At 62.5% G+C, this 3,459-nt stretch carries 4 protein-coding genes; 1 reads left to right on the top strand and 3 read right to left on the bottom strand.

Annotated features, from left to right (window positions below):
• Positions 1-509 (bottom strand): alcohol dehydrogenase catalytic domain-containing protein (locus L9Z73_RS27635; RefSeq protein ID WP_247407847.1); only part of this gene is annotated, 509 nt, incomplete at its 3' end.
• A gap of 150 nt (positions 510-659) precedes the next feature.
• Here L9Z73_RS27635 and L9Z73_RS27640 point away from each other — a divergent pair.
• Positions 660-1,067: a flagellar basal body-associated protein FliL gene (locus tag L9Z73_RS27640; protein WP_247407849.1), complete on the top strand. Its 408-nt coding sequence runs from the start codon at positions 660-662 to the stop codon at positions 1,065-1,067.
• Positions 1,068-1,163: 96 nt separating this feature from the next.
• On the opposite strand, the gene L9Z73_RS27645 is transcribed toward L9Z73_RS27640, so the two are convergent.
• Positions 1,164-2,282 carry an ABC transporter permease gene (locus L9Z73_RS27645; RefSeq protein ID WP_247407850.1) on the bottom strand — a complete coding sequence of 373 codons (1,119 nt, stop codon included), beginning with the start codon at positions 2,280-2,282 and terminating at the stop codon, positions 1,164-1,166.
• The coding region (locus tag L9Z73_RS27650; protein ID WP_247407853.1) for an ABC transporter permease at positions 2,282-3,459 on the bottom strand (1,178 nt) is incomplete at its 5' end. The genes L9Z73_RS27645 and L9Z73_RS27650, both read right to left, overlap by 1 nt.

The raw sequence follows: 3,459 nt of genomic DNA on the forward strand, positions 1-3,459 counted from the left end.
CCCTGATCATCGCGGGCGCCCATGGCCTTGCCGATTTCCACGGCGGCCAGGCCCACGCCGCCGGAGGCGCCGAGGACCAGCAGGGTTTCGCCGGGTTGCAGGTTGGCCCTTTGTTTCAGGGCATGCATCGAGGTGCCATAGGTCATGCTGAACGCGGCTGCGGTGTTGAAGCCCATGCTGGGCGGGATCGGCAGCACGTTGTAGCCGGGCACCGCGACCTGCTCGGCAAAACTGCCCCAGCCGGTCAGCGCCATCACGCGGTCACCGACCTTCAGATGGCTGACTTTTTCGCCCACTTCACTGACCACCCCCGCCGCTTCGCCCCCCGGTGAGAACGGGAAGGGCGGTTTGAACTGGTACTTGCCCTCGATGATCAGGGTGTCCGGGAAGTTGACCCCGGCGGCATGCACGTCCAGCAGGATTTCGTTCTTCTTGATCGCCGGGCTGGCGATCTCTTCCAGCACCAGGTTTTCGGCGGGGCCGAAGGCTTTGCACAGCACAGCTTTCATCGGACTATTCCTTTTGGCGTCGTGGCCGATAAGTGTAGGAGGGTGCGCCCGTGGGTCAACAAGCATGCCCGGGCCTGATAAGTCGCCATAAGCTTGTGCTCTGCCCTGCTAGCGTTATGCTACTGGGCAACAGAATGTGAGGAATGAACTGTGAAAGCGTGGATTTTGTTGATGCTCGCCCTGACCTTGCCGATGGCGGCCCAGGCCCAAGAGGCGAAAGAAGGCGAGGCGCCGAAGGTCAGCTATATCAGCCTGGCCCCGCCGCTCGTGGGCAACTATGGCCTGGATGGCACGGCCAAGCTCAAGGTGTACAAGGCCGATATCGCCCTGCGCGTGACCGGCACCGAAGCGGCTGCCGCCGTCAAAGCCAACGATGCGTTGATTCGTAATCAACTGGTGGCGCTGTTCACCCAGCAAACCAACGAGAGCATGAGCACCGTTGAAGGCAAGGAAAAACTGCGCCAGGAAGCCCTGAAGCAAACCCAGCAAGTGATGAACGACGAAACCGGCAAGCCGATGGTGGAAGACCTGTTGTTCAACAACCTGATCATCCAATAGTCGCTGTGCGACGATCGCGAGCAAGCCTGCTCCCACAAGGGAATGCGTTCCCCATGTGGGAGCAGGCTTGCCTGCGATAGCGGCCGGGCAGGCACTTCAAGACGCCAGGCTCTTCCTGAACCGCGCCAACGCCACCGCAAAGAACAGCAAGCCAATCCCCGCCAGCGCCAGCAAATCCGGCCACACCACACTCACGCCCGCATCGCGGAACAGGATCGCCGCGCTCAGGCTCACAAAGTGCGTCGACGGCGAGCCCTGCATCACCCATTGCAACCACTCGGGCATGCTGTCCAGCGGCGTACTGCCGCCGGAGAGCAACAGCATCGGGATGATCACCGGGATCGCCAGCAAGCCGAACTGCGGCGTCGAGCGGGCGAGGGTGGCGAGGAATATCCCCAGGGCGGTGCTGGCAAACAGGTACAGCGCGGTCACGAACAGAAACAGGCTCAGCGACCCGGCCAGCGGCACGCCGAGCATGCCCTTGACCACCACTTCCAGGGACAGCCAGGTACACAGCACCACCACCAGCATGTTGCTCCAGATTTTCGCCAGCATGATTTCCAGCGCCGTCAGCGGCAGCACCAGCAAATGGTCGAGGGTGCCGTGTTCGCGCTCGCGCAGCAGCGCGGTGCCGGTGAGCACGATGGCGAGGATGGTGATGTTGTTGACGATCTGGATGACCGCGAGGAACCAGCCACCTTCCAGATTGGTATTGAACAGCGCCCGCGTCGTCAGCAGCGCCGGCGCTTTGCTGGCGGAGTCGGCCTGGCCGCTGTAGGTCAGCAGCTCACGTTGGAAAATCCGCGAGATGTAGCCGGCGCCCATGAAGGCCTGGCTCATCGCGGTGGCATCGACGTTCACCTGCACGCCGGGCTCGCGACCGGCCAACAGGTCGGCCTGGAAATTCGCCGGTACGTTGATCACGAAGGTGTACTGGCCGCTGTCCATGACCTTATCCAACTGGTCATACGCCAACGGCACGGGTGACTGGAACTCGGGCGGCTGCAACGCCTCGGCCATCTGCCGTGAGAGCGAACTGTGGTCCTCGTCGATAAACGCCACGCTGGCGTTATGCACACCAATCACCGAGCCGGCCGCAGGCATATAGATCGCGACGGTGAAGGCATAGAACAGAAACAACAGCAGCACGCTGTCGTGGCGCAGGCTGGTCAGTTCCTTGATCCCCAGGCGCAGGATGTGCGCGAACTTATGCATCAAGCCTCCTGCTTCTTCAGCATGATCAGGCTAAGCCCGGTAAACCCGAGGAAAAACCCGAACAGCGCCAGGCATTGCGGCCACAGTTGGCGCAGGTCGAGGGCCTTGGTGAACGTGCCCACCGCGATATCGAGAAAGTGCCCCGCCGGAAACAGTGTGCCCATCACCGCCGCAGCACCTTCCAGGGAGGAACGCGGCACGATCAGCCCGGAGAACTGAATGGTCGGCAGGCTGGTGATGATCATGGTGCCGAGGATCGCCGCGATCTGGGTGCGGGTGAATGCGGAAATCAGCAGGCCCATGCTGGTGGTGGCGAGCACGTACAGCAGGCCGCCGAACGCCAGGGTCAGGGCGCTGCCCTTGAACGGCACGCCGAACAGCCAGCGGTTCATCGCGACCAGCACCGCCAGGTTGATCAGGCTCACGGCCAGGTACGGCGTCTGTTTACCCAGCAGGAATTCAAGGCGGGTCAGGGGCGTGGCATAGAAGTTGGTGATCGAGCCCAGCTCTTTCTCGCGCACGATACCGAGCGCAGTCAGCATCGCCGGGATAAAAGCCAGGATCAGTGCCATCACGCCTGGGCCGATGGCGTTCACGCTGACCACATCCTGGTTGTAGCGAAAGCGGGTTTCGAGCTTGGCCGCGCTTTGGCTGATCTGCGGCTGGCTGCTCAGTTCGGACAGTTGCTGCAGGTTGGCCTGGTGGACCGCCTCTACATAGTTGCGGCTGGTTTCTGCGCGAAACGGCATGCCGCCGTCGAGCCAGGCGGCCACGCTGGGTTGGCGGCCGGCGTAGAGGTCACGGCCAAAACCGGGCGGGATTTCCAGGGCCAGTTTGATTTCCGAGCGTTGCAGGCGCCGGTGCAGTTCGTTGGCATCCTGGATCGGCGTTTGTTCGGCGAAGTAACGCGAGCTGCGAAACGCTTCCAGATAGGTGCGGCTTTGTGGGGTCTGGTCCTGGTCGTAGACGGCAAAGGCGAGGTTTTCCACATCCAGGGAAATGCCGTAGCCGAAGATCACCATCATGAACATCGCCCCGAGCAGGGCGAAGGCCATGCGCACCTTGTCGCGCAGCAGTTCCTTGCCTTCGCGGCTGGCCACGGCCAACAGGCGCGACAGGCTGAAGCCGCGCTTGCTCACGGGCGGTGGGCTGGTTTCGCTGACGGTGGCGGTGACCT

This window comes from Pseudomonas emilianonis (assembly GCF_023072625.1).
GTDB lineage: Bacteria > Pseudomonadota > Gammaproteobacteria > Pseudomonadales > Pseudomonadaceae > Aquipseudomonas > Aquipseudomonas paraveronii.

Coding starts and splice junctions, on each gene's coding strand:
- L9Z73_RS27645 (WP_247407850.1), bottom strand. CDS start 2,282: ATGCATAAGTTCGCGCACATCCTGCGCCTGGGGATCAAGGAACTGACC.